The sequence below is a fragment of the Photobacterium japonica genome (genome assembly GCF_050337005.1).
Taxonomy (GTDB): domain Bacteria; phylum Pseudomonadota; class Gammaproteobacteria; order Enterobacterales; family Vibrionaceae; genus Photobacterium; species Photobacterium japonica.
On record NZ_JAKJSN010000028.1, the window covers coordinates 59,971 to 79,938 of the forward strand.

A 19,968-nucleotide genomic window follows, 5' to 3' on the forward strand; every position below is an offset into this window, starting at 1 on the left:
TCTTGTAGTCATACTCACTGCCCGGTTTCAGGTCCGGCCATTTACCGTACGCTCGGCCCCCTTTCACCGCGCCACCCATAATAATTTGGTGACCCGCCCAACCGTGGTCGGTGCCGGTTTCGTTTGGCATGATACGGCGACCAAAATCAGACATGGTGAAGGTGGTGACGTTATCAGACAGCCCTTGCTGCTTCATCTCGTTATAAAACGCCGTCATCGCGTCTGACACTTGACCAAGCAAGGCCGCATGCGCACCCAGCTGATCTTTGTGGGTATCAAACCCGCCGATCCCAACGAAGAACACCTGACGACGGTGCCCCATCGCACTGTTCTGACGCGCTTTGATCATCTTCGCGGTAGTTTGCAACATGCCGCCTAAGCCCGTGTCAGGGAAACCGGCAATATCGCCCACCGAAGCTAACGCTTCATCCAACTGCGCATTCTCGTAATAACGATTCGCCATGGTGGTGGAATAGTTATCTTCAAACAGATTCACAAATTGGGTGTCGAAATGACGCATCATGGCTTCAACGCGATCCGATGTCACCAACCCACTATAACTGCCCGCCCCCGCACTGGTCGTCACGAGCGGCTCTGTGATGCTGTTTCGCAACCACTTCTGCTCACCAAACAAGGAAACCAATGGCGACAGTTTACCCGGCAGGTACATGTTTTCGACCATGCGCCCCGCCCAGCCCAATTTGTTGTTCATGTTCTCGGCGCCCGACTGCCACATGGTTTGTTGCAGGTTATGGGCCATCAGAAATTCGGGGTAATTGGCCAAATCTTGATTGCGACCGATGATCGGTTCCACCAATTGGCCCGAGTTAACAATCACTGTGGCTTTTTGCTCGGTGGCAAAAATCGACTGCATACTCTGCATGGCAGGATGCAGGCCTAGCGGGATGTTGTTGCTCGTTTTGATGTTTAACGGCACGATGGTTTGACGATCGATAGCCAAACTCGGGCGCGCTGCCGCATAATCACGGTATGCTTGGTTATCGTCAGGAATAACCATGTTATAGGCGTCATTGCCCCCAAACAGGAACACACACACCAGTGCTTTATAGTCTTCTTCGGCGGCATGCGCCATGTTGATGCCTGACAATGACGGCGCGGCAGATGTCGCCCCCAATGCTGCCGAGCCCTTTAAAAAAGTACGTCTTGATAGTTTCATGGGTTACTCCTGGCAGCGAAATTCCGGTGAACATTGAACAGCAAACAGCGTATCGAGCACTTGTCTGTCAGGCCCATAACGTTTCGCTGTCAGTTCTGCCAGCATGGTACGAAGGAAATCCGCCAACTTCGGTGACATCAAGCCCGCAAATACGCGCTCGTTCACCAAGGCAATGTAACCTTCGTGATCCGCCACGGCTTGCTTGAATTCAGTTCGGTTCCATGACCAACGTTTCGGCTCCACCTCGTTACCTGCAACCACGACCGCCCACATGCGGTTTGAAATACGGCGCACAACATCCATCGACAAAATGGCAAATTCCGGTCCGTACAATTGCTTGTCGGTCAATTCGCCTTTCGGGGCGTAATCCGGCTCATAAAAGTTAAAGACGCTGGTTGCCTGTAACGGTGCTTGGCCGAAGTTGCCCTGCGTCGCAGGGAAATCCCACCAGCGCGAAGGGTCATTACTTTTCAGTTGCAGCGCACGCACCAAGTTCGCCATCGCGATCACCGGCTCTTTCACTTTACCGAAGTTACGCGCGCCATTACCGGTTTGTTGGTAATCCGCCATCGCACGCCCTGCCAGCACATCGTCATCCAACAAAATGGCTTTTAGAACGGCTTTCAGATCACCACGAACCCCTTGACCGTTATTTTTAAACGTATTGGCCACACGACGCACATATTCACGGCGTGGGTTACTGATGGTTAAACGCTGGATCAGCAATGTAGAAATAAACATGGGTGTATTGCGGTGCTCAAACAGCATATCAATGGCTTGTTCAAGATCCTGTTCACTGGTTTGCCCTGCAGGGAACACCTGTCCGAGTACCACTTTTTCATCATGGTCGTGACGGTTTGCGACCGCATACATTGGTTGGAAGTAGCTACGACGACGCCAACCGGTGAACACGCGAGCCAATTGCTCCACATCTTCTTGGCTGTAATTAGGAATACGGTTGCCGTTGGCATCAAGGCTGGCCATACCGTCATTCTCTAAACGCCATAACCCCACGCTAAAGAGCTGCATGACTTCACGGGCATAGTTTTCATCGGGGAAGCTGTTCTTTCTTGGGTTGGCTTTACGGCTGCCTTCCAATGTCAGGTAACGTCCCATTGCCGGGCTGAGTGTCACGGCTTTCAGAAGGTCACGGAAGTTGCCAAAGGCATGGTCGAGCAGTAGATCATAATATTCGGCTAAGGCTTGCGGATCGGGGCCGCCAAAGCGCGACACCACCACGACCTGACTCAGTGCGTACGCCATACGTTGACGCAACTGATCGTCCCCTTCAATCACGCAGCTCCACCACGCACTCATGCGAGAGACTTCATTGATGTTATCGCCGCTAGAATATGAAAACTGCTCCGTCAATTGACGCTGGCTGACGCGAGGAAGGTTAAATTGTTCTTCAAACCACGCGGTTTCACCCATGTTAACCAATCGCTGGACATCCCCTGGCTTAGGGCCAAATGTCGCGCGATAGATAAACCGTGCAGCCTGATCTTTGTCACGTATCAAACTCGTCACTTTGCTTTCCCTTCATTATTAGAATTTGTCAAATTGTGAACGAGTTCCTTGCCAAAAATCGAATTTAATGTGTTGAAGTGGAAGTAAAGTAACAATTTACTTATTAGCTTGTTTCTTCCCTATACATGACAAACAAGAGGTTGTTCGCATTTCAACCAGCAAACACCCCCGAAAAATAACAAGGCATTTACCTTAATGTATAACTTTTTGTTATAACACGGATTATTTATAAAACGTGACAGCACAATGGCTGATCCTGAAATCATTCAGTAAACAAAACTGCGGGTACAAAAAAGCCTGACGATAGCGTCAGGCTTTGAGGATAAACTATGGGTTAAGCCGATTTTTTTGAACGTTACATTTAAAAATTGAATTCTCATTGCACAGTCATCATTCAACACACTATTTTGAGAAGCAGTTTTTATTCTTATCGATAGGTTGATCTGAGTTGATCCCCTTCCATGAGGTAAGAATTTTATCACCTTTATACTCTAAAGAAAAAAGTTCTTCTCCTTTCTCATAAACCTGTACACCATAAATATTTTCAACGCTGCCATTTGAGTATGAATCAAACATTACATTCAACTCATTTTCATTTCCATCTGCGTTACAATTTATTTTTTCATCCACCTGAAATCCAGTAACCTGTAAATTACAGCTATCACCATTTATTAAAAGATCATAATTTGCCCATGCAGAAACACCACTTGTGGTTGTTCCTAAATCCAATTCACATGAGTATTTACCATCCCAAAGCGATAAATTCGCAGTTGATGATAACAGCGCAGTAACAACAGCACTAGCAATAAAGCTCATATATCAACCTATATATCCAGACTTCAAACCTTTATGATATTTTTGAGTTACCTTACTTGATATTTCTCTCAGCGTAACATTACCATCTTTATTTTTATCCAAACCTGAATTTTGCTTATAGGCTATAGTCCCCTTCTTGAACAATGCATGTGAAGCCGGTCTACCTATGGCTGCAGGGTATAGTATCGCCATATAAACATCCTCCAGTGATTTTATTTTCTTACGATACGGTAAAAAGTATTTTTTCACATAATCCAATTGTTTTACTGCTGTCATTTTAGCCAGTTTATCCGTTGTGGTTCCGAGTCCTTTTGCCGTTGATGGCATGAATTGAATGAGACCTGTCGCACCACTCCCTGCTGCGTTCCTAATTTTAGGGCTAAAGGTTTCACCTGTTTCAAAAGCCATGCATGCCATTAAAAAATCAGGGTTAACGCCTAGTTCCTTGCTTACTTTTATTACTTTCTCTTTAAAGTCTTGTGATACTTTACTTCCCCAGGCAATTTTTTTTAATGATTGACTAGTTACTGAGTTTTCTCCAACAATTAAAATATTTTTAATCACAAATAAAGAAGTAAAACTTTTTGCTTTTTCTTTAGGCTGAGTAATATATAATGATAATAACTTCCATGTTTTTCCATCAACATCAACTAATGAATCTGTGTTTTTAAACTTTAGTATTTCTTTTTGGAACCATTTAATTCTATTTCTAGTGTTTGCTCCACAAATACCATCAACACTTAACAACTTCAGCGGCCAAGTTGTTGCTCTATTTAAAGCCTCTTGAACCAACTCAACGTCTGGCTTTCTATTTTTACCTTTAAGACCTACAGAGCAAGATATTTTCATTACATATCCAAAATTAGAATTAAACCATAGATTACAAAAATRCCTAACAAGTACAACAATACAAATGAAATTTTTAATTACGGAATAGACTATGCAATGAAAAAGTATACTTACCAAAAAAAACATTATTATTGCGATAAGATTCAAAATATCAAAACTAACACTGAGATTGATGATAAAAAAAGCCTGACACAATAGTCAGGCTTTGAGTGTTTTTCCTCAAGGTAATAATCCGTCATCAGCGACGAAAGCGGTTATTTACCCAGTGCTTTCAGTGACTGCTCAAAGGCATCAATCTGCTGAGAGACCATGTCGATACTTTGCTGCCAGAAGTCAGGCTGGCGAATATCCATACCCAGATGTTTCGCGACAACGTCTTCGGCGGTCATAGATCCGGTATCACGCAACAAGGCTTTGTAATCCTCATAGAAAGAGGCGCCTTTAGCGTCGCGCTGAGCATACACACCTTTGCTGAACAGGTAGCCGAACAGATACGGGTAGTTGTAAAAGCTGACTTCGGCAATGCTGAAATGCAGCTTGCTGGCCCAAAACATTTCACTGGTTTCATCCATTGCGTCGCCGTACCAATCGCGCCACGTGTCTGACATCAAGGCTTTAAATTGATCGGCCGTGAACTCGCCGTCTGGACGTTGCTCATAAAAGGCTTTCTCAAACTCGTAACGCACTGGAATGTTAACCAACAAGGCCAATGCCGCTTGTGCCTCTTCCCAGAACATGGTTAGTTTGTCTTGCTCGTTTTCTGCTTTCGCCATCAAGGCGTCGCGTACCACGTTCTCTGCGAAAATCGAGGCAGTTTCGGCTAAAGTCATCGGGTACTTGGTCTGCATCAGCGGCATGTCGCGCATCACCCAGTTATGGAAGGCATGACCCAACTCGTGCGCCAGTGTCAGCACGTCTGACATACTGCCACCCCATGTCATGAACACCAACGGGGTGCGACTGCTGGCGAACTTGGTACAATACGCGCCCAAACGCTTGTTCGGTTGCGGAGCAGCGTCGATCCACTGGTTCTTAACCATCAAATCAACAAACTCGGCCATTTCTTGATCGACCCCCGCGAACGCTTCACGAATGATCGCGATACCTTCGTCGAAGCTGTACGTTTGCCCTTCCCCGCCTGCCAAAGGTGGCATGGATGCTTGTTCATCCCATGGCTTCAGTTTATCGGTACCAAACAGTTTCGCCATCAACAGACCGGCCTTCTGACCCACACCACGTTGCGCTTTTGTCACCGACATCATGGTATCAAGCGTGGTTTGTTCAATGCAGCTACCGTGCAGACTCGCATCCAAGAAATGTACATTTTCTGTATGACTACGTTTTTCGTATTCGGTCAAACGGCTGCCTGCAATGGCATTCAAAATCGCCGCAAAGCTTTCTTCATGCGTAGTCATGGCCTGTGCGACAGCACGCCAGGCGGGCTCACGGCGTAGGCTCTCTGGACCATACAGAATACTGGCCGCTTGGGATAAGCCCATGGTCTCTTCTGTGCCATCCGGCATTGCCAACGTCACTTTCAGGCTACCGGTAATGCTGTCATATAGACGCCCCCATGCCAGTAAGCCGTCCTGCGATAACGCCGTAACCAGCTGTTCTTCTGAAACGGACAACTGGCGCTTTTTCAATAAACGATCGCGTTCAAAACTGAACTGCCATGAATCAATGCCTTGCGTGAGCAACTCAGCAAATGCCGCCTCATCCAGCCCAACAATCGCTTGGCTGTAAGGCGTCATGGCTTGTTCCAATTTGGAGTACAGTACATTTACGCGACCTTGCAGCTTTTTCGCACTCACGTGAGATGCATCTACCGACAATAAACAATTGGCGAAGGTGTCTAAGGTGTACAGTGTAATATCGATGTTTTCATACGTGCTGACCGCTTGCGCCAGTGCGCTAATCTCATCAAGGGCAAACGCAGACAGCGTCGGCAACGCACGTTCTACTTCGGCAAGATCCTGCGCAATTTTTGGATCGTCAATACCGTTGTACGCAATGGACAGATCCCAACTTGGTGTTTGCATGGTGACTCCTTTAGTGACTGACGAATGTTAAGGTCTGCGCCTTAATCAGTAATGTGTGCCGTTTGGCATTAATCGGTAAAGAGCAGGCATGATTGCCCATCATGCTCAATACGCTGAACTTGAGTGGCAAAAACGGTTTCAAGTCGATCAACCGTCATCACGTCACGCGGATCCCCTTGGGCCACGCAACTGCCGTTATTCAATAAGACGACTTTATCCGCTTCGCGCAGCGTGCGGTTCAAATCATGGTTGGCCATGATCACCGCAATGCCTTGTGAAGCAATGTTACGGATCAACTTGTACATGGTGGCCTCTTGGCCAATATCGAGCGCGGCGGCAGGTTCATCAAGCAACAAGAACGTCGCGTCTGGGTTTAACGTTGGCCACACTTGCAAGCATGCGCCTGCCAGCCTTACCCGCTGCCACTCCCCTCCCGACAACTGCTGAATATTACGACTGAGTTTATCCATAATTTTCAAGGCTCCACACACCTCTTCAACGGCGGCTTGTACCTTGTCATCAGGCAACGCCCCAAGGGCGGATAACGATAGTGACAAGTAATGGTACACCCCCACGGAAAACGCAGGTCGGTCTTGTTGGGATAAATAACTGCGTAAACGCGCTAAGTCCGATAAGTCGTAATCGGCCAATGGGCGTCCCGCTAAAGTCACATTTCCCTGCGCCTCCACCAAACCCGACAGCATGGAAATCGCGGTACTTTTTCCACTGCCATTAGGGCCAATAAAATGGACGATTTCACCAGCGTGAATATCAAACGACAGCGGCAGTAAACGCGGTGGCATCGCCAAATTGTGTGCGCTGATCAAGAGCGGCTGAGAAGAAGAAAGAGCTGTCATCAAAACCGCCTATTAATCAATGTGCGAACGCAGCAACATCCAGATGAACACGGGTGCGCCCAAACTGGTGATCACCACCCCTACCGGCAACTCGGCAGATGGCAATACGATACGTGATAAGGTGTCAGCGAAGGCTAACAGCAACGCCCCGAACAAGGCCGATAACGGTAATAGGTAGCGGTTTTCGGTGCCTAACGCGAGGCGCAGTAAATGCGGGATCACTAACCCGATAAAGCCAATGACGCCGCCCAAGGCTACGGATGCACCGACAAGTAGTGAGACAATAAAAATCAGTCGCCAGCGAAACGCCGCTACGTCTAAGCCCAGTTGTTTGGCTTGCTGTTCACCCAGCATGAGCAAATCGAGCTTTTTGCCTTGTAAGCACAGCCATACCAATACCGGTGACACCACCAGCAATAGCACCAGCTGCTGCCAACTCACCCCCGCCACACTGCCCATGAGCCAATACATCAGCATACGTAAATTCAAATCATCGCTGAAATAGAACGCCCATGTAACAACCGCACCAGAAAGAATCCCCAATGCCACCCCGATAAGTAATAACCGCGCCGTGGAGACTTTACGCCGCCGTGACAGCCCCACCAGTATCAAGGTAAAACAAAGTGCCCCCAACATGGCCGCAATCATCATGACGATAGGACTTGGGGCAATGGGCAAGACAAACAGAACAATGACTAAGGCGAGACTGGCCCCGCCGGAGATCCCTAGGACACCCGGCTCAGCTAACGGGTTACCCAATAGTACTTGTAATACGGCCCCCGACACGGCGAGCGAGGCACCAATGGTGAGAGCGGCCAGTAAACGCGGCATACGCAGTTGAACAAGCAGTTGCTGTTCCAAATCGCCTGAGGGTGCCCAAGGCCAGATGAACAACTCACCGACAGAAAGAGATAAAAACGCAGCAATGAGCAGGAGTAGCCCTGCAACAAGAAAACCCACACGCCATCTCGCTTGACGACGTGCCATTAATTCATTTAAAAGCATCACAAGTACACAATAAACAGAGTCTGCCTACCTTACTCTTTCACCGGTAAAATGAAAAGTCGGCTATCATTAGCTTTATGATATTTCAGGCGAAATTGACTCTAATCACAAGCAAAAAGCGCTATTTCGCCGCTATTTGATAGCTGTTTCATCGTTATTTGACCGTCACTTGATCCGTCACATTCACATCCGTCTGTTGAACCAGCAATCCCGCCCGTTGACCCAAAGCCACACTGGCATTCGGGAATACGATGGCTTCGCCACCATCTAACGAGTAGTACTCGATATCCCCGTCTTTGCCTAACAACGCCCCTTGCTCAAAGAAGGTGAAGTTCGCTTGGTCGTCGGGGAAACTAAAGGTGAAATCATCACTTTGTTTCACGAGCGTTCGTGTCACTTTATACACAGCCAAGGCGTTGGCTTGCCACGTAACATCCATCGCTGGCGTGGTCACTAATGCCACCAGCGCCTGATAAAACGGCGCCAATCGTGCAAGATCATTTTTCCCAAACGGCGCGACTTTCCCCAGCTCTAACGTAAATGCTTGCGCACCAAAATACGCGGCACTGAACCAGCTAAACGTCGGTGATGGCGAGTTGGCCAATAACACGGCCTCAATCTCGGCCTTTTGCAGGAAAGCGAACAACGGCACACTGCGTGTCGGCTGCTCTGAATGCGGGCTAACGGCAAAGGTATAGTGTACAGAATCGCGAATCGCACAATGCAAATCCAGGTGCCAACGCTGTGAAGCATTCAACGGCGCTGTGGCATAAAAATCGCGAAGCACAGATTGGAGCGTATTCGCGCGCTGAGCATCAGGGGTCGTGGCTGGATTGGGCTGCTTGAATAAGCGATTCATGTTTTCATCGATAAACCGTTGGTGGCAACCAATGGCAGCAGGATGTCCGATAATCAATAACAATCGGTGCGCAGGATGCAAGTCACCGGTAAGGAGTTGCTCAGCAAGATGTTGAACTAATTCCATCGGGGCGGTTTCATCACCATGAATCCCAGCTGAAATCACAATGGCTTTTTGTTCACCCGTACTTTTGCTCGGGGAAATCGCTAATACACCGCGAGCCAACAGTTCACATTCTGCCCCCTTTGTTGTCTGCCACTGGCCACGCTCTTCCGGGCTATCCATGTCGAGACTGGCCGCCAGAAACGCCCCCGCTTTCACACGCTCTAACATTCCCATCGCTATCCTCCCTGTTCGACTGCATGAGCGGTGTTCTATATCTTCAACACCTCTTTTCAGTGTACTGCCGACGGACACGAATGAACATGATCGGCCACGATTGAGTGCCGTCTTTACTACGTTCTGAGATCTTGGCAGGCTCCTTTCCTTTTCGACAGGCATAAAAAAACCCAGATCAGCACATGCTGTCTCTGGGTTCTTAGTTAGGTCGCCGCGTTTACTTTTCGACTTCGATACTTTCTACGCGAGCTTTCAATTTCTGACCTGGACGGAAAGTGACAACACGGCGAGCAGAGATTGGGATATCTTCGCCCGTCTTAGGGTTTCTTCCTGGACGCTCGTTTTTATCGCGAAGATCAAAATTACCAAAACCGGATAACTTTACTTGTTCGCCATTTTCAAGCGCTTTTCTAATTTCTTCAAAGAAGACTTCCACCGTATCCTTGGCGTCCCGTTTGCTTAATCCAACATTCTCAAACAGGTTCTCAGCCAAATCGGCTTTTGTGAGCGCCATAGATAATTCCCTCAAGACTATATTGAATGGATAACAGAGATAGCATAACTATACCTGTAGCGAATTCATGGAGTGAGACGACATCGGTGAGTGACAATTTTTAGCCACCCGAAATCATGTTCAATCTCAACTAGAGTCAAGTTTAAGCCAACTCGCTGATTTCCGCCAACTTTTTTACGTTAACTTCGTGTCAAATTATTGATTTCTGGTAGCACCAAAGGGCTACACCCATGCATCCAGTTGTGCTTAATAGCAACAATAACCAATAAGATAAGCTGAAAAATGAGCTTATAACAATATATCACGCTAACAATTTGTGGACATATAGGAATATTCTCTGAGTATCAAAAAGTTACGTTTATTAGATTCAGATCAAAAAAAAGCAGCCAATATGGCTGCTTTAGTAAAACAATAACTTAAAAAGTTATCCAACGTCATTTTACTGCTACCGTTCAGGCAGCATCCAGGACGCTATTTAGTCACGCAGGCTTGCACCGAAGCGCTCTGCCAATACGGCAACAATGCTATCAACCGCACCCGCGATATCAGCTTCTTCCAGTGTACGCTCGCCAGACTGAAGCGTCAGTGCAATCGCAAGACTCTTCTGACCGTCTTCAACGCCTTTACCTACGTAAACGTCAAATAGGTTCACGTCAGTCAGTAGCTCGCCACCGTTTGCACGGCATACTGCTACAACGTCGCCAGCGGCGATATCGTCATTCACAACAACCGCGATATCACGACGGTTTGCAGGGAACTTAGACAATGCAACCGCTTCTGGGATCACTTTGGTGTTGATTGCTGACCATTCGATCTCGAACACGATAGTACGGCCGTTTAGACCAAACTTACGCTCAAGCTCTGGGTGAACCGTACCGATCACGCCCACTTCTTTGCCGTCAACGATGATAGCCGCAGACTGGCCTGGGTGAAGTGCTGGATGTTGAGTCGCTGCAAATGAATACGCTTTTTCGTTTGCAGATAGCTCAAGAATCGCTTCTAGATCACCTTTAAGATCGAAGAAATCAACGGTGTTGGTTGCGATATCCCAATGCTCTTCGCTACGTGTACCCGCGATAACACCGGCAAGCATAGGCTCTTGGCGCATGCCGTTTTCAGCATTTTCGCAAGGAATGAAACGTAGGCCATGTTCGAACAGGCGAACACGTGGCTGCTGGCGCTTCTGGTTGTGAACAACCGTGTTTAGCAAACCTTGGATCAAACCAAGACGCATTGCTGACATATCCGCAGAAATTGGGAATGGCAGGATCAATGGCTCAACACCTGGTACAACCAGTTTTTGTTGCTCAGGCTCAACGAAGCTGTAAGTGATCGCTTCTTGGTAACCGCGGTCAACAAGCAGATTACGAACACGCTTAAGCGGTAGATTCGCTTCTTTGTGATCGTTCATGTTCAGTGCAGCAACAGGCGCTTGATTTGGAATGTTGTCGTAACCGTAGATACGGCCAACTTCTTCAATCAGATCTTGCTCGATAGCGATATCGAAACGCCATGTTGGTGCTGTCGCAACCCAACCTTCAGCCGTTGTTTCAACACTCATGCCTAGACGCTCTAGGATTTCAACCACGTCTGCATCTGCAATGTGGTGACCTAGCAAGTTGTCTAGTTTCGTGCGACGTAGTGCCACTTGGTTCGCTTTTGGTAGATCTGCTTCAGATTCTACAGCAACCACTGGTGCAACGTCACCGCCACAGATTTCAACAAGCAGTGCTGTTGCACGCTCCATTGCATTCACTTGCAGTGCGTAATCCACACCACGCTCGAAACGCATAGAAGAATCTGTGTGTAGGCCGTAGCTACGCGCGCGACCACGGATGTGATCAGGAGCGAAGAATGCACACTCTAGTAGTACATCTTTTGTTTCAGACGTCACACCCGATTGCTCACCACCAAAGATACCGGCAATAGCCAGTGCTTTGTTTTGGTCTGCAACAACCAATGTGTCTGCATTTAGTTCAGCTTCATTGCCGTCTAGCAGCGTTAGCTTTTCGCCTTGCTCTGCCATACGTACAACGATGCCGCCTTCAATCTTAGCCAGATCGAATGCGTGCATTGGTTGGCCTTGCTCTAGTAGAACAAAGTTCGTGATATCAACAACAGGGTCGATAGAACGAATACCACAACGACGCAGCTTTTCTTGCATCCAAAGTGGGGTTTCAGCTTGTACGTTCACGTTCTTAACCACACGGCCAAGGTAACGTGGACAGGCCGCAGGTGCTTTCACGTCGATAGACACAGTGTCTTCGATTGAAGCAGCAACAGCCGCAACTGATGGCTCAGTCACGTCAGCGCGGTTTAGTACGCCCACTTCACGTGCCATACCGCGAATGCTGAAACAGTCAGCGCGGTTAGCCGTTAGGTCAACGTCTACGGTTACGTCATCCAGTGCTAGGAATTCACGGAAATCCGTACCCAGTACTGCATCTTCTGCCAATTCCATGATGCCATCAGACTCAACGTCAATACCCAACTCAGAGAATGAGCAAAGCATGCCGTGAGAAGGCTGACCACGTAGTTTGGCTTTCTTGATTTTGAAGTCACCCGGAAGTACTGCACCCACAGTCGCCACGGCCACTTTAATGCCCAAACGACAGTTAGACGCACCACAAACGATGTCGAGTAGCTCTTCTGCACCGATGTCGACTTTGGTAACACGCAGTTTGTCAGCATCAGGGTGCTGACCACACTCAACAACTTTACCCACTTTAACGCCGGTAAATGAGCCCGCCACAGGCAGTACGTCGTCTACCTCTAGGCCAGCCATAGTAATTTGGTGTGTTAGTTCGTCAGTAGTAACCGCAGGGTTAACCCACTCACGAAGCCAAGATTCGCTGAATTTCATAGTGATTAAACCTCTGGATTACTTGAACTGCTTAAGGAAACGTAGGTCGTTCTCGAAGAACGCACGTAGATCGTTTACGCCATAACGCAGCATGGTCAAACGCTCTACACCCATACCGAATGCAAAACCAGAGTATTTCTCAGGGTCGATGCCTACACTGCGTAGTACGTTCGGGTGAACCATACCGCAGCCTAGTACTTCTAGCCATTTGCCGTTTTTACCTTTCACATCCACTTCTGCTGAAGGCTCAGTGAATGGGAAGTATGAAGGACGGAAACGCACTTCCACTTCTTCTTCAAAGAAGTTGCAAAGGAAATCGTGCAGAATACCTTTTAGCTGTGCAAAGTTAACGTTCTCATCAACCAGCATGCCTTCCACCTGGTGGAACATTGGCGTGTGCGTTTGGTCGTAGTCGTTACGGTATACACGGCCCGGTGCGATGAAACGGAAAGGCGGTTTACCATTTTCCATCGTACGGATCTGTACGCCAGACGTGTGCGTACGCAGCATCAAATCTGGGTTAAAGAAGAAGGTATCGTGATCGGTACGTGCTGGATGATCAGCCGCAATGTTCAACGCATCAAAGTTGTGGAATGCATCTTCGATTTCAGGACCAGACTCAGTACTAAAGCCTAGTTCACCAAAGAACTGCTCGATACGCTCAACGGTGCGTGTCACTGGGTGCAGGCCACCATTTTCAATGCGACGACCAGGTAGGGTCACATCGATAGTTTCAGCGGCTAGCTTCGCTTCAAGTTCTGCACGCTGAAGTGCATCTTTACGCGCTGCAATGGCTTGCTGAACCGCACCTTTTGCTTTGTTGATCTCTTGACCAGCAGTACGGCGCTCTTCCGGTGGAAGTTTACCCAAGCTTTGAAGTTGAAGGGTTAGCTCACCCTTCTTGCCCATGTATTGGACACGGACATCGTCCAGAGCGACTGATGAATCAGCTTGCTCAATAGCTGCCGTTGCGTTGGCAATAATCTCGTCTAGATGTAGCATCGTTTCCTCATCCACCCACAGGTGGCGTCCTTAAGGGAGATATAAATTCGCGTAACGATACATACTAAAGAAACATGCGTCCAAATCCAAATCCAATCGCAATAAAAGGGTCGGATTGGATGAAAAAAAAACGGCTTTATAGACGAGCCACCTCAAGATGCTGGATTCAGAGCATTTTCCGCACAACCCATTCAAGGAAAGCACCTGTCATCACGGGGATCCCCTATTCTCCCCCTCTATCCCATGCTCTCTCCTACTGCCGCCTCATAAAGGCGACATTTCTCTCATTGCAATACGATAAATGCGTCGCAATAAAATCCCCAAGCGAAGAAAAGCCCCCACTTTTTTGCTTTTATGTCTTGCGCTTTAAACGTCCTCCCATTACATTAATAAAACACCGTTCAATTACGAAGTACAACGTCATTACGACACTCACTAAAAAGGAGTTACATCATGGGTGAACAAGAAAAATATTGGCTAGTCTACGCAAAAGCAACGTTTGTTATTGCCGTGGTCGCAATGGTGATCAGTATTATTAAGTTGCCTGGCGATTTACTCATAAAAGGCTATTACAGCATCTGCAGTTTGTTTTTGGTCAGCGCCACGATCACATTAAGTAAAGCGATACGCGATCAGGCAGAATCGAATAAATTGATGAACAAGTTAGAAGAAGCGAAAACCGCGCAACTTCTTCATGATTTAGATGATTAACAGTGTTGATTCCCTAGGGGGTGTCCCTCAATTTGTTGCGTCCATCGCTGCTGCTATTTTCAAGCAGGACAACTTAAAAAATGTGTGATTTAGTGGGCCAAATGAGCAATTTTTAAGGCAGCCATGCGCAGAAAATAGCGCTGCCCGAAGGGTTATGGCCAAAATCCGCGCTATCTGCTAAAAATGGCTTGAAGATAGAACCACTATGTTCATCGCCATTTTGATTGCTTTCACGAATTTTTGACCTATAACGATGGTGCAAATAATTAAGGGACACACCCTAAAATGGCCAAGACACCTATTCAACTATTAACCACCCAACAGCAGCAATTGTTGCTGCTGTTGAAAGCCGCTGAGCAACAGACGCTGCTTCGCTATGCCGATTACGATGTCCTTGTTAATCGGCTACAGGCCAATCAAGCAAAAATCACATCGATACTTGATGCTGTCAGTGGTCAATCTGCAGCATCGCAGTCTGTCTTCACCCGTTTGGTTGAAAAAGGCATTCTGATAAAACAGCAAGTCGCCAAGAAAAACAAAGCCATACAGAAGCTTGAACAAAAAACGAATCAACTCAAAGACGCGATACGCAACACGCGAGCACTTATTACTCAGATACAACATGTTCGTTCTGAGATGCGCCATGGTCAGTGTATTCAGCTTGAATTAAAAGTGCGTCATTTGCAGGCAAAAAACGCCGCATTGATAACAGCATATCAATATCTCTATTAATAACTCTGATTCCCACTCTTGCCACACCGCGACCACCGGCAGCAGAGTAAATCACCACAAAGAACGACAGTATGAACAGTTTTCACCCAACCAGAACGGTATTAGTAAACTTTTTTGTTTAAAAAGCACCTCTTTTCCAGTAGATTAAAAACCTGCTTACAATTGGGAGTCACAAAAATGCAGAACAATGCTGTCACAGCACTAATTAAAATGAATACATTTGCTGTTTTGTTATGCTCAGCTCTATTGGTTTTGGGTAATGCCGGCTTAAACTCTTCACTGCCTATCTTTGTTATGGGTCAGTTCGACTTTATTCATGCAGGCTTTTTCTTAGTTTTTAACGGTATGTTCTTTATCACATTGGGCTGCCTTTTATACGGCCGTAAAAAAGCCGTCAATACAGTTAAGCAGCTTGCTACCGCTTAATTGATTGCATCAGCCATTACCGGCTAGAGACAAAACCGATTAGAAACAAAAATAGCCTCAGGATGAGGCTATTTTTTTATGTGACTCAATGCTACTACGTCGCTATTACAGCTTCGTCCACGCACTTGCCCAGGCATCTGCCACACCTGGCTCATACGCACCGGATGCACACCACAGGCCATTTGGCCATGCACGACACTGATACGTTCCACCATTGTGCGTCACGACATCACCCGACGCATACGCCGTACCGGCGACATAGGCATTCCCTGATGCAGGAGGGGTTGGCTCAGGTGTAGGTTCTGGTGTCGGCTCTGGCGTAGGTTCAGGTGTAGGCGCTGGTGGTTGGCCGCCACCACACGCTGCTGATGAAACCGCCTGCCATACGCCCCACGGGCCTGATTGGCTTGGATCGGCGCCCTGATTCCACCACTGCGCTTCCCACTGCTTATTCTGCCACGTCACCACGTCGCCGGTGTTATACACCGCGCCCGCATTCCATTCTACTTCACACGCACCGGGATCCGGTTGTGAGGAAGACGTCACCTGCGCGCTGGCTTTAGCAACATAACGCGTCGTGGTTTTATCGATTTCAAACGCTAACGCGACCGCTGCATTACCGGCGGCTGATGCAGAAAACTCTACCGCTACCTGACACGCCTGCCCCGCTGGCAATGTGGCTACACGACATCCATCCTGACTGATCAACGCATTCTGCCCGACGCCACTGGCGCTCACACTTGTCTGTGTGACAGTGAAAGGCACGTTACCGGTATTTTTCACAGAAAAGGTATGAGAGACCGTTTGCCCTAATTCAAATCCGGCGATCTGCTGGTTAGCGCTATACCCTACAGAGACATTGTCTGCATTCAGCGTCACGACACTGTCAACCCAATCACGCAGTGCGGCGATGTCACTGTATACGCCGTATTTACCCGGACGCGCACAGCCCACCCCCCAGCTCACCACCCCAAGTTGCGTCACGACTCCACCACGATTGACCACAATGGGACCACCGCTGTCACCTTGGCAAGAATCAATACCGCCTTGTGGAATACCCGCACAGAAACTCACCGCCCCCACATTGGCGTAGCTGCCACCCGCGGTACGACATTGCGCATCAGACACCAAGGGCACATCAACGGCCATTAAGACTGAAGGCGTGCTGCCGCCTTCAGATAATCGCCCAAGCCCAGCAACCGATAATTGATTGCCCGTGACGGCATATTGATTCAATGAACCAGCGGCAATCTCAACGCGCTTGTCATTGCTGATCACACGGTCCAGTTTCAGTACCGCAATATCATTGGCTAAGTTGCGCGAATTAAAATTCGGGTGCACATAAATATTTGTGACATTAGCACGTTCGCCATCTGTCCCGTTATAGCGAAAGCCGCCAACCTTAACGGCAATCTGGCTCGGCAAATCATTGTCCACACAGTGAGCCGCCGTTAGCACATACCCATCACCCAGATAACTCGCCCCACAAAATGAGCGGTTGCTGTTACGCCCGACGATTTGCGTATAGAAGCCCCACTCTGCGGTATTGGCGGGACTGCCTCCGACAATATCGGGGGTGATAATATTCCCCATGCCCGCTACATTTTCATTCGCCTGCACACTGCCCATACTGCATGCCGCCATTACGGCTATCACACCAAATTTTAGTTTCACGTCATTCCCTCGAAGTAGGTTTATCATCATCTGCAATGCACTTCATTTGCATCGCACATTAACAAGACAAGCTGTTTTTCAGAGAATGACCAACCCGAATACGCTACTTTTTATAAAATAGATAACACCACAGACAGTATTTATAAATTAWCAATTTCATTACATCGCTTGATGTGAATGGAGTCACGTTACGCATTTTCCCCATAAATTCCATGAGTTATGTGCGGGTATGGCAAGCGGGATGCGCAGCAGGCAAGCCAAGGGAGACGTTAACGCTCAGATCACAGTAATGAATGGGATTGATTACCCGATAAAGACTTCAATACAGCGCCCTTTTCACCCACGACGATATATTCATGTGCCTCATCAACCAATGGAAATTGATACGAGGACAGTTGTTTTTTTAACACCTCATCCGGCACCCGTCTTGCGCGGTTGGCATTACTGCGGTAAAGCATTTTTTCAGAATGAAGAAAGACCACCATCGTGACCAATGCATGATAATCGCGCCCAAAGTCAGCGATGATTTTACGAAAATCACGACGCAAGTTGGTGGCATCCCACACAACATGTTGCTTACTGCGAAGACATGCTTTTAACTTATCTTTCGCAAGATGTAGCACCTTCCCTACACATTCTTGGCTACTCTGATCGCCATTAATTTCTCCCCGTAACGCATCAAGCGAAATTAATTCGTAGTGAGAGAAATGTTCCGATACAAACGTCGATTTTCCGCTACCGCTTGGTCCGCACAGAATAACCAAGTGTGCATAGTGATCTTTGTGGCTAAAGCTCCGCGCGAGCGCTTCTTCCTCTTGCACAATCGTGTTCGCTTGCATGTCGGATAGCGCCTGAGCGGCCACATAGCGAGACGCCTTATCAGACTCATTACCCAATAAAACATGGATTGCCGTTGGCTGATAGGCTTTTCCCCATACCCCATACTCTTGTGCAAAAAGCCTGAACTCATCGAGATGCTGTAATTGCAAAGGAAGATCAGGACAGACGCGCCCTTTCATATCCGCCACTTCAAGCCAGTACAGCAATTCGGTATCGACCCGTCGTGACAGAGCAAGATACTCTCCTCGATCGGCATTTTTAACGGCTAAGCGTTTAGGCATATGATGCTCCCCGACCAAGCCAAGTACCGCCCACACAACCGAAAATGGTAATGGTAACGCCATCAACTTAAACGCAAGGTATGAACGCCCCAGCTCTTCGTGCTTCGGACTTACCACCCGAACCACACCGTTTATTTCGGCCTGTTTTGTCTGCACCGGTTTGGCGATATCATGGAGCAATGCACCAAGAATCAACGCCATACGTTGTTCTCCCTGAATATGCAATGCCTCTGTTTTCAATAACGTATAAACGGCATCCAGTACCATACCAGTATGAATATGAACGTTGCCTTCGGCGTGCCACTCAGGATCTTGTGGTGTACTTTTTAACTCATGCAACCAAGCAATGTGCCGACCAAGAACCGATACACATTCATCGATGTCCGGCTCTGCATCATGTGCAAGACACGCTAACCATTTCTTCATACATCCCCCCCTTGTTGATCATCCAAACTATTGGGGATTATCTCGGCGAACATCCAATGCTGATCGGTTTGTACATGCCCTTTACGTACCCATTTAGCCACCGACAGGCTGAAGGCATCAAAAGCAAAGCCATCTTGCAAACGAACAACATAACCTTCAGATTCACCAGTGTCAGTATGTATACGGCGAATGGCATCTTCATCCCATAGGCCTTGATAAAGCACCGGCGGTGACTGGATACCCAGCAACTCAAACCAAATTAACGTTTCATCCCAACTGAGGCATTGGTTATTACTATCCCAGACGGAAAATCCGTAGAAGTAGCTTTTCAGTGACGAATACACAATAGAATGTTGAGCGTAAAGATTTTCACCACATAGTCGCCATCCCTCAGGAATGTCATGGCGAATGGCCGCATGAAAACGTTTTAGCCAATCACGCGAAGGATGATTGCGGCTATCCACAGAACGTGCATGCGTCAATTCGCGATACAGCGTGGTATTTTCACCGTCCATTTTTTCGGTCACTACAACCTGTTTTCCAACGAACATACGGGTATCGATACAGCGTATGTCGTCACTGGTTGCGCCTGGTGACCACGGTAGATGTGGCGTACGGGGGTATTTAAATCGCGTTGTCATAATCCATGAACCTTAAACAAATTTTAAACAGCAGCGTACCGCCCACGTATAATGGGAGACTGCATGAAGAATGTGCTTACCGTTCAGATATTACATAGCGATAGAAGAAAGAGGTCTTTCCGTTCCTTGAAAGCAAAATAAACGAATTTGCGCAAATTATACGCAACCAACTGCATATTACAAGCACTACGCTCATTTTTCAAAACACTTCCCTCGTTACCTGATCTTTAGCGCCTCAAAAGCGCCGCCGTACATAAAACACTATATTAAGAATAACTTAACCCATTCATTTCACCTGGAAAACACCTCCTTCAAAAAATACATATCCATAGTGTTTTTTATACAGAGAAAATCATTCACAACCTTATAAAAATATCAATATACACA

16 protein-coding genes and 1 pseudogene are annotated in these 19,968 nt (G+C 47.6%); 3 read left to right on the forward strand and 14 right to left on the reverse strand.

Annotation, left to right across the window (positions count from 1 at the left end; all coding sequences use genetic code 11):
- Positions 1 to 82 precede the first annotated feature (82 nt).
- From L4C36_RS12375 to pheS, 11 genes and pseudogenes are all read right to left on the reverse strand, one after another.
- Positions 83 to 1,177: pseudogene (locus L4C36_RS12375) on the reverse strand (DUF1501 domain-containing protein); the annotation flags it as partial.
- A gap of 3 nt (positions 1,178 to 1,180) precedes the next feature.
- Complete coding sequence (locus L4C36_RS12380; protein ID WP_428478113.1) at positions 1,181 to 2,704, reverse strand: DUF1800 domain-containing protein; 1,524 nt, start codon at positions 2,702 to 2,704, stop codon at positions 1,181 to 1,183.
- A gap of 402 nt (positions 2,705 to 3,106) precedes the next feature.
- Positions 3,107 to 3,520, reverse strand: a complete 414-nt coding sequence (locus L4C36_RS12385) for a DUF5991 domain-containing protein (RefSeq protein WP_428478114.1) — start codon at positions 3,518 to 3,520, stop codon at positions 3,107 to 3,109.
- 3 nt (positions 3,521 to 3,523) lie between these two features.
- Complete coding sequence (locus L4C36_RS12390; RefSeq protein ID WP_428478115.1) at positions 3,524 to 4,369, reverse strand: transglycosylase SLT domain-containing protein; 846 nt, start codon at positions 4,367 to 4,369, stop codon at positions 3,524 to 3,526.
- Between the two features lie 254 nt (positions 4,370 to 4,623).
- Complete coding sequence (locus tag L4C36_RS12395; RefSeq protein ID WP_428478116.1) at positions 4,624 to 6,411, reverse strand: M3 family oligoendopeptidase; 1,788 nt, start codon at positions 6,409 to 6,411, stop codon at positions 4,624 to 4,626.
- Between the two features lie 68 nt (positions 6,412 to 6,479).
- Positions 6,480 to 7,268 carry a vitamin B12 ABC transporter ATP-binding protein BtuD gene (gene btuD / locus L4C36_RS12400; protein WP_428478117.1) on the reverse strand — a complete coding sequence of 263 codons (789 nt, stop codon included), beginning with the start codon at positions 7,266 to 7,268 and terminating at the stop codon, positions 6,480 to 6,482.
- Between the two features lie 12 nt (positions 7,269 to 7,280).
- Positions 7,281 to 8,273 carry a vitamin B12 ABC transporter permease BtuC gene (gene btuC, locus L4C36_RS12405; RefSeq protein WP_428478130.1) on the reverse strand — a complete coding sequence of 331 codons (993 nt, stop codon included), beginning with the start codon at positions 8,271 to 8,273 and terminating at the stop codon, positions 7,281 to 7,283.
- A 154-nt stretch (positions 8,274 to 8,427) separates the two neighbouring features.
- Complete coding sequence (gene astE, locus L4C36_RS12410; RefSeq protein ID WP_428478118.1) at positions 8,428 to 9,471, reverse strand: succinylglutamate desuccinylase; 1,044 nt, start codon at positions 9,469 to 9,471, stop codon at positions 8,428 to 8,430.
- Positions 9,472 to 9,688: 217 nt separating this feature from the next.
- On the reverse strand, positions 9,689 to 9,985 hold the full coding sequence (gene ihfA, locus L4C36_RS12415; protein WP_428478119.1) for an integration host factor subunit alpha: 297 nt from the start codon (positions 9,983 to 9,985) through the stop codon (positions 9,689 to 9,691).
- Positions 9,986 to 10,460: 475 nt separating this feature from the next.
- Positions 10,461 to 12,848 (reverse strand): phenylalanine--tRNA ligase subunit beta, encoded by a 2,388-nt coding sequence (gene pheT / locus L4C36_RS12420; protein WP_428478120.1) that lies wholly within the window; start codon positions 12,846 to 12,848, stop codon positions 10,461 to 10,463.
- An 18-nt stretch (positions 12,849 to 12,866) separates the two neighbouring features.
- Positions 12,867 to 13,850: a phenylalanine--tRNA ligase subunit alpha gene (pheS, locus tag L4C36_RS12425; RefSeq protein ID WP_428478121.1), complete on the reverse strand. Its 984-nt coding sequence runs from the start codon at positions 13,848 to 13,850 to the stop codon at positions 12,867 to 12,869.
- Positions 13,851 to 14,303: 453 nt separating this feature from the next.
- Here pheS and L4C36_RS12430 point away from each other — a divergent pair, with 453 nt between their 5' ends.
- From L4C36_RS12430 to L4C36_RS12440, 3 genes are all read left to right on the forward strand, one after another.
- Positions 14,304 to 14,561, forward strand: coding sequence for a YiaA/YiaB family inner membrane protein (locus L4C36_RS12430; protein WP_428478122.1), 258 nt, complete (start codon positions 14,304 to 14,306; stop codon positions 14,559 to 14,561).
- A 285-nt stretch (positions 14,562 to 14,846) separates the two neighbouring features.
- Positions 14,847 to 15,293, forward strand: coding sequence for a hypothetical protein (locus L4C36_RS12435; protein ID WP_428478123.1), 447 nt, complete (start codon positions 14,847 to 14,849; stop codon positions 15,291 to 15,293).
- Between the two features lie 177 nt (positions 15,294 to 15,470).
- Positions 15,471 to 15,719, forward strand: a complete 249-nt coding sequence (locus tag L4C36_RS12440; protein ID WP_428478124.1) for a phenylalanyl-tRNA synthetase subunit alpha — start codon at positions 15,471 to 15,473, stop codon at positions 15,717 to 15,719.
- 105 nt (positions 15,720 to 15,824) lie between these two features.
- Here L4C36_RS12440 and L4C36_RS12445 read toward each other — a convergent pair whose 3' ends face one another.
- From L4C36_RS12445 to L4C36_RS12455, 3 genes are all read right to left on the reverse strand, one after another.
- A complete protein-coding gene (locus tag L4C36_RS12445) occupies positions 15,825 to 17,348 on the reverse strand; it encodes a trypsin-like serine protease (protein WP_428478131.1) in 1,524 nt (507 codons plus the stop codon).
- A 326-nt stretch (positions 17,349 to 17,674) separates the two neighbouring features.
- Positions 17,675 to 18,940, reverse strand: a complete 1,266-nt coding sequence (locus tag L4C36_RS12450) for an AAA family ATPase (protein ID WP_428478125.1) — start codon at positions 18,938 to 18,940, stop codon at positions 17,675 to 17,677.
- Positions 18,937 to 19,581, reverse strand: a complete 645-nt coding sequence (locus tag L4C36_RS12455; protein ID WP_428478126.1) for an RNA ligase family protein — start codon at positions 19,579 to 19,581, stop codon at positions 18,937 to 18,939. The genes L4C36_RS12450 and L4C36_RS12455 overlap by 4 nt, the downstream gene beginning before the upstream one ends.
- Positions 19,582 to 19,968 lie beyond the last annotated feature (387 nt).

Bases quoted from the DNA above. Each gene is read 5' to 3' on its own strand.
- L4C36_RS12385 (WP_428478114.1), bottom strand. From the start codon at position 3,520: ATGAGCTTTATTGCTAGTGCTGTTGTTACTGCGCTGTTATCATCAACT.
- L4C36_RS12390 (WP_428478115.1), bottom strand. From the start codon at position 4,369: ATGAAAATATCTTGCTCTGTAGGTCTTAAAGGTAAAAATAGAAAGCCA.
- L4C36_RS12395 (WP_428478116.1), bottom strand. From the start codon at position 6,411: ATGCAAACACCAAGTTGGGATCTGTCCATTGCGTACAACGGTATTGAC.
- btuD (WP_428478117.1), bottom strand. From the start codon at position 7,268: ATGACAGCTCTTTCTTCTTCTCAGCCGCTCTTGATCAGCGCACACAAT.
- btuC (WP_428478130.1), bottom strand. From the start codon at position 8,273: ATGCTTTTAAATGAATTAATGGCACGTCGTCAAGCGAGATGGCGTGTG.
- astE (WP_428478118.1), bottom strand. From the start codon at position 9,471: ATGGGAATGTTAGAGCGTGTGAAAGCGGGGGCGTTTCTGGCGGCCAGT.
- ihfA (WP_428478119.1), bottom strand. From the start codon at position 9,985: ATGGCGCTCACAAAAGCCGATTTGGCTGAGAACCTGTTTGAGAATGTT.
- pheT (WP_428478120.1), bottom strand. From the start codon at position 12,848: ATGAAATTCAGCGAATCTTGGCTTCGTGAGTGGGTTAACCCTGCGGTT.
- pheS (WP_428478121.1), bottom strand. From the start codon at position 13,850: ATGCTACATCTAGACGAGATTATTGCCAACGCAACGGCAGCTATTGAG.
- L4C36_RS12430 (WP_428478122.1), top strand. From the start codon at position 14,304: ATGGGTGAACAAGAAAAATATTGGCTAGTCTACGCAAAAGCAACGTTT.
- L4C36_RS12435 (WP_428478123.1), top strand. From the start codon at position 14,847: ATGGCCAAGACACCTATTCAACTATTAACCACCCAACAGCAGCAATTG.
- L4C36_RS12440 (WP_428478124.1), top strand. From the start codon at position 15,471: ATGCAGAACAATGCTGTCACAGCACTAATTAAAATGAATACATTTGCT.
- L4C36_RS12445 (WP_428478131.1), bottom strand. From the start codon at position 17,348: ATGGGCAGTGTGCAGGCGAATGAAAATGTAGCGGGCATGGGGAATATT.
- L4C36_RS12450 (WP_428478125.1), bottom strand. From the start codon at position 18,940: ATGAAGAAATGGTTAGCGTGTCTTGCACATGATGCAGAGCCGGACATC.
- L4C36_RS12455 (WP_428478126.1), bottom strand. From the start codon at position 19,581: ATGACAACGCGATTTAAATACCCCCGTACGCCACATCTACCGTGGTCA.